This window comes from Burkholderia sp. S171, assembly GCF_009766085.1.
Lineage (GTDB): Bacteria > Pseudomonadota > Gammaproteobacteria > Burkholderiales > Burkholderiaceae > Caballeronia.
The window spans coordinates 108,797-114,306 of sequence record NZ_LMUF01000007.1; the positions used below are offsets into that span (position 1 = coordinate 108,797).

The following is a 5,510-nucleotide window of genomic DNA, read 5'->3' on the forward strand; positions in this document are numbered from 1 at the left end:
CGGGGGATGCTGCCGTGAAGCGAAAGTATCAAGTCTCACACTAGTATTAAGGTAGGTTTTGAGCGTCTTTCGGGTAACCGGAAGATGGGAGGAACTTGTCAGTACGTTGAGTGAGCGACCTATTCGCAAGAATAGAAAACAGTAACAGGCATTGAACTGAAGAGTTTGATCCTGGCTCAGATTGAACGCTGGCGGCATGCCTTACACATGCAAGTCGAACGGCAGCACGGGGGTAACCCTGGTGGCGAGTGGCGAACGGGTGAGTAATACATCGGAACGTGTCCTGTAGTGGGGGATAGCCCGGCGAAAGCCGGATTAATACCGCATACGATCTACGGAAGAAAGCGGGGGATCCTTCGGGACCTCGCGCTATAGGGGCGGCCGATGGCAGATTAGCTAGTTGGTGGGGTAAAGGCCTACCAAGGCGACGATCTGTAGCTGGTCTGAGAGGACGACCAGCCACACTGGGACTGAGACACGGCCCAGACTCCTACGGGAGGCAGCAGTGGGGAATTTTGGACAATGGGGGAAACCCTGATCCAGCAATGCCGCGTGTGTGAAGAAGGCCTTCGGGTTGTAAAGCACTTTTGTCCGGAAAGAAAACTTCTGCCCTAATACGGTGGGAGGATGACGGTACCGGAAGAATAAGCACCGGCTAACTACGTGCCAGCAGCCGCGGTAATACGTAGGGTGCGAGCGTTAATCGGAATTACTGGGCGTAAAGCGTGCGCAGGCGGTTCGTTAAGACAGATGTGAAATCCCCGGGCTTAACCTGGGAACTGCATTTGTGACTGGCGAGCTAGAGTATGGCAGAGGGGGGTAGAATTCCACGTGTAGCAGTGAAATGCGTAGAGATGTGGAGGAATACCGATGGCGAAGGCAGCCCCCTGGGCCAATACTGACGCTCATGCACGAAAGCGTGGGGAGCAAACAGGATTAGATACCCTGGTAGTCCACGCCCTAAACGATGTCAACTAGTTGTTGGGTCTTCATTGACTTAGTAACGTAGCTAACGCGTGAAGTTGACCGCCTGGGGAGTACGGTCGCAAGATTAAAACTCAAAGGAATTGACGGGGACCCGCACAAGCGGTGGATGATGTGGATTAATTCGATGCAACGCGAAAAACCTTACCTACCCTTGACATGGTCGGAACCCTGCTGAAAGGTGGGGGTGCTCGAAAGAGAACCGATACACAGGTGCTGCATGGCTGTCGTCAGCTCGTGTCGTGAGATGTTGGGTTAAGTCCCGCAACGAGCGCAACCCTTGTCCTTAGTTGCTACGCAAGAGCACTCTAAGGAGACTGCCGGTGACAAACCGGAGGAAGGTGGGGATGACGTCAAGTCCTCATGGCCCTTATGGGTAGGGCTTCACACGTCATACAATGGTCGGAACAGAGGGCTGCCAACCCGTGAGGGGGAGCTAATCCCAGAAAACCGATCGTAGTCCGGATCGTAGTCTGCAACTCGACTACGTGAAGCTGGAATCGCTAGTAATCGCGGATCAGCATGCCGCGGTGAATACGTTCCCGGGTCTTGTACACACCGCCCGTCACACCATGGGAGTGGGTTTTACCAGAAGTGGCTAGTCTAACCGCAAGGAGGACGGTCACCACGGTAGGATTCATGACTGGGGTGAAGTCGTAACAAGGTAGCCGTATCGGAAGGTGCGGCTGGATCACCTCCTTTCTCGAGCTCAAACGTATTAAAGTGAAGTGCTAAAGCGCTCACGCTTATCGGCTGTAAGAAGACAGGCTAAGGGTCTGTAGCTCAGTTGGTTAGAGCACCGTCTTGATAAGGCGGGGGTCGTTGGTTCGAATCCAACCAGACCCACCATGATTCGCTTGAGTGGTGATTAACGAATGCGTTAAGCGTCACGAAAGAGGATTGTCGGACCCTTCAGCATCAAGGTACTGGGGGATTAGCTCAGCTGGGAGAGCACCTGCTTTGCAAGCAGGGGGTCGTCGGTTCGATCCCGTCATCCTCCACCAATCACCAACGCATAGCATTCTTTATAAAGAGAGTGATTATGCATTGGCGATTGAGCCAGTCAGTAAGCGATTTTAAGCATAGCGCTTAGAGTCGTGCTGTCGTTCTTTAACAATCTGGAAGAAGTAGTAAAGAGATTCACGAAAGCATGCTTAGAGATGAGTGTGTGAGTAGGTGGATCAGGGTTGTGATTGTATCAATGTATGAAAAGGGGAATCGAAAGATTGCTCTTGGAATACGGCGCAACACGAATACTCAACCTGTAGCGGTGTGAAAGAGGTGTTTAACCAAATGAACTTCGGTTTGTTGGGTTAAAACTCTCGGAGACACACTCGTTATAGGGTCAAGCGAACAAGTGCATGTGGTGGATGCCTTGGCGATCACAGGCGATGAAGGACGCGGTAGCCTGCGAAAAGCGACGGGGAGCTGGCAAACGAGCTTTGATCCGTCGATGTCCGAATGGGGAAACCCGGCCCTTCTGGGTCATCCTAGACTGAATACATAGGTCTAGTGAAGCGAACGCGGTGAACTGAAACATCTAAGTAACCGCAGGAAAAGAAATCAACCGAGATTCCCAAAGTAGTGGCGAGCGAAATGGGATCAGCCTGTACTCTTTAGCACGACCGTTAGCCGAACACTCTGGAAAGTGTGACCATAGCAGGTGATAGTCCTGTAGGCGAAAGCGGATGTGTGGAACTAGGTGTACGACAAGTAGGGCGGGACACGTGAAATCCTGTCTGAAGATGGGGGGACCATCCTCCAAGGCTAAATACTCGTGATCGACCGATAGTGAACCAGTACCGTGAGGGAAAGGCGAAAAGAACCCCGGGAGGGGAGTGAAATAGATCCTGAAACCGCATGCATACAAACAGTAGGAGCCTCGCAAGGGGTGACTGCGTACCTTTTGTATAATGGGTCAGCGACTTACGTTCAGTAGCAAGGTTAACTGATTAAGGCAGCCGTAGCGAAAGCGAGTCCGAATAGGGCGTTCAGTTGCTGGGCGTAGACCCGAAACCAAGTGATCTATCCATGGCCAGGTTGAAGGTGCGGTAACACGTACTGGAGGACCGAACCCACTAATGTTGAAAAATTAGGGGATGAGCTGTGGATAGGGGTGAAAGGCTAAACAAACTTGGAAATAGCTGGTTCTCTCCGAAAACTATTTAGGTAGTGCCTCGTGTATCACCTTCGGGGGTAGAGCACTGTCATGGTTGTGGGGTCCATTGCGGATTACTACGCCATAGCAAACTCCGAATACCGAAGAGTGCAATCACGGGAGACAGACATCGGGTGCTAACGTCCGGTGTCAAGAGGGAAACAACCCAGACCGCCAGCTAAGGTCCCCAAATATTGCTAAGTGGGAAACGAAGTGGGAAGGCTAAAACAGTCAGGATGTTGGCTTAGAAGCAGCCATCATTTAAAGAAAGCGTAATAGCTCACTGATCGAGTCGTCCTGCGCGGAAGATGTAACGGGGCTAAGCAATATACCGAAGCTGCGGATGCGAGATTTATCTCGCATGGTAGGAGAGCGTTCCGTAAGCCTGTGAAGGTGCATTGAAAAGTGTGCTGGAGGTATCGGAAGTGCGAATGCTGACATGAGTAGCGATAAAGGGGGTGAAAAGCCCCCTCGCCGTAAGCCCAAGGTTTCCTACGCAACGTTCATCGGCGTAGGGTGAGTCGGCCCCTAAGGCGAGGCAGAAATGCGTAGCTGATGGGAAGCAGGTTAATATTCCTGCACCATTGTTAAATGCGATGGGGGGACGGATCGCGGAAGGTTGTCCGGGTGTTGGAAGTCCCGGTCCTTGCATTGGAGAAGGCGCTTAGGCAAATCCGGGCGCGGAATTCAAGGGTGTGAGGCGAGCCGCTTAGGTGGCGAAGCAATCGGAAGTGGTTCCAAGAAAAGCCTCTAAGCTTCAGTTTAACAAGACCGTACCGCAAACCGACACAGGTGGGCGAGATGAGTATTCTAAGGCGCTTGAGAGAACTCGGGAGAAGGAACTCGGCAAATTGGTACCGTAACTTCGGGATAAGGTACGCCCCTGTAGCTTGACTGGCCTGCGCCAGGAGGGTGAAGGGGTTGCAATAAACTGGTGGCTGCGACTGTTTAATAAAAACACAGCACTCTGCAAACACGAAAGTGGACGTATAGGGTGTGACGCCTGCCCGGTGCCGGAAGATTAAATGATGGGGTGCAAGCTCTTGATTGAAGTCCCGGTAAACGGCGGCCGTAACTATAACGGTCCTAAGGTAGCGAAATTCCTTGTCGGGTAAGTTCCGACCTGCACGAATGGCGTAACGATGGCCACACTGTCTCCTCCCGAGACTCAGCGAAGTTGAAGTGTTTGTGATGATGCAATCTCCCCGCGGCTAGACGGAAAGACCCCATGAACCTTTACTGTAGCTTTGCATTGGACTTTGAACCGATCTGTGTAGGATAGGTGGGAGGCTATGAAACCGGAACGCTAGTTTCGGTGGAGCCGTCCTTGAAATACCACCCTGGTTTGTTTGAGGTTCTAACCTTGGTCCGTGATCCGGATCGGGGACAGTGCATGGTAGGCAGTTTGACTGGGGCGGTCTCCTCCCAAAGTGTAACGGAGGAGTACGAAGGTACGCTAGGTACGGTCGGAAATCGTGCTGATAGTGCAATGGCATAAGCGTGCTTAACTGCGAGACCGACAAGTCGAGCAGGTGCGAAAGCAGGTCATAGTGATCCGGTGGTTCTGTATGGAAGGGCCATCGCTCAACGGATAAAAGGTACTCTGGGGATAACAGGCTGATACCGCCCAAGAGTTCATATCGACGGCGGTGTTTGGCACCTCGATGTCGGCTCATCTCATCCTGGGGCTGTAGCCGGTCCCAAGGGTATGGCTGTTCGCCATTTAAAGAGGTACGTGAGCTGGGTTTAAAACGTCGTGAGACAGTTTGGTCCCTATCTGCCGTGGGCGTTGGATATTTGAAGGGGGCTGCTCCTAGTACGAGAGGACCGGAGTGGACGAACCTCTGGTGTACCGGTTGTCACGCCAGTGGCATCGCCGGGTAGCTATGTTCGGAAGAGATAACCGCTGAAAGCATCTAAGCGGGAAACTCGCCTTGAGATGAGATATCCCTGGGGCTTTAAGCCCCTTGAAGGGTCGTTCTAGACCAGGACGTTGATAGGTCAGGTGTGGAAGTGCAGTAATGCATTAAGCTAACTGATACTAATTGCCCGTAAGGCTTGATCCTATAACCAGTGTGTGTCGGCAGCTGTGAGTGCTTCAGCACTTATGGATGCCCCATCCCGCGCCACGCGCGGGGTCTTAATGAGCGAAATGCTCACACACGCCAAGGTTGAGATCAGTGTTGTGCCAGTACTAAACACAACCCAAGCAACACCAGTAACAACGAGGCGTGCTCAACACATGCACTCGACTACTTCTTCCCCAGATTGGTTGTGGTGACTTAACGCCACCACAACACCCCCTTATGCCTGATGACCATAGCGAGTTGGTACCACCCCTTCCCATCCCGAACAGGACCGTGAAACG

General features: G+C 52.4%; 2 tRNA genes and 2 rRNA genes. All 4 read left to right on the plus strand.

Annotation, left to right across the window (positions count from 1 at the left end):
- Positions 1–153: 153 nt before the first annotated feature.
- The 4 genes from GSQ93_RS03445 to GSQ93_RS03460 all read left to right on the plus strand — a co-directional run bounded on the left by GSQ93_RS03445 (position 154) and on the right by GSQ93_RS03460 (position 5,208).
- A 16S ribosomal RNA gene (locus GSQ93_RS03445) occupies positions 154–1,686 on the plus strand.
- 70 nt (positions 1,687–1,756) lie between these two features.
- Positions 1,757–1,833: transfer RNA gene (locus GSQ93_RS03450), tRNA-Ile, on the plus strand.
- A 79-nt stretch (positions 1,834–1,912) separates the two neighbouring features.
- Positions 1,913–1,988 (plus strand) — tRNA-Ala (locus tag GSQ93_RS03455).
- Positions 1,989–2,327: 339 nt separating this feature from the next.
- Positions 2,328–5,208 (plus strand): 23S ribosomal RNA (locus GSQ93_RS03460).
- The 16S and 23S rRNA genes sit together here with 2 tRNA genes alongside, the layout of an rRNA operon.
- Positions 5,209–5,510: the final 302 nt, after the last annotated feature.